Source organism: Flavobacterium sp. NKUCC04_CG, assembly GCF_019345525.1.
Taxonomy (GTDB): Bacteria; Bacteroidota; Bacteroidia; order Flavobacteriales; family Flavobacteriaceae; genus Flavobacterium.
Window position 1 is genome coordinate 1 of sequence record NZ_JAHKRA010000048.1, and the last position, 621, is coordinate 621.

At 38.5% G+C, this 621-nt stretch carries 1 pseudogene; it reads right to left on the reverse strand.

The window, feature by feature from the left end:
• Window positions 1-621: pseudogene (locus KO524_RS15170) on the reverse strand (hypothetical protein); the annotation flags it as partial.

Here is a 621-nt window from a genome sequence, read left to right on the forward strand (position 1 = left end):
CAAAATAGTCAAGGTTTCGTTGGCTTGAACGATGTCTTCGAAATTGATGATGTGGGTATTACCCGCTTGATCAATATAAGTGAATTGAGTTCCGTCGTAATAAACGTTACCGCCTACATAAGTATTGGTCAAGTTTTCAATCAATTGCTCCAATACCGTAGTATTGGTGATGATGTCCGTAAAGTTGTTGATTACATCAGCCGGTACGTCAATCGTAGTTACAGTACCGTTTTCAGAAGTATAAGTATAAGTACCGTCTAGATTGTTTACCAAAGTAGTGATGGTTTCTGCTCCGGCAGCTACCATGGCTTTGATATCTACAGTTACACTAGCACCCGCTTCGTTCACATAAGTAATCGTACCCGCAGTATAATTTGGTGTTAAAGTTGTAATTGTTTCAAAACTGTCGATCGCTCCTTTAATATCTAAAGTAGTCAAATTCGATTTCTCATCTTGATACGTCAACATACCTGTTGCACTGTTGTAAGACAAAATAGTCAAGGTTTCGTTGGCTTGAACGATGTCTTCGAAATTGATGATGTGGGTATTACCCGCTTGATCAATATAAGTGAATTGAGTTCCGTCGTAATAAACGTTACCTCCTACATAAGTATTGGTCAA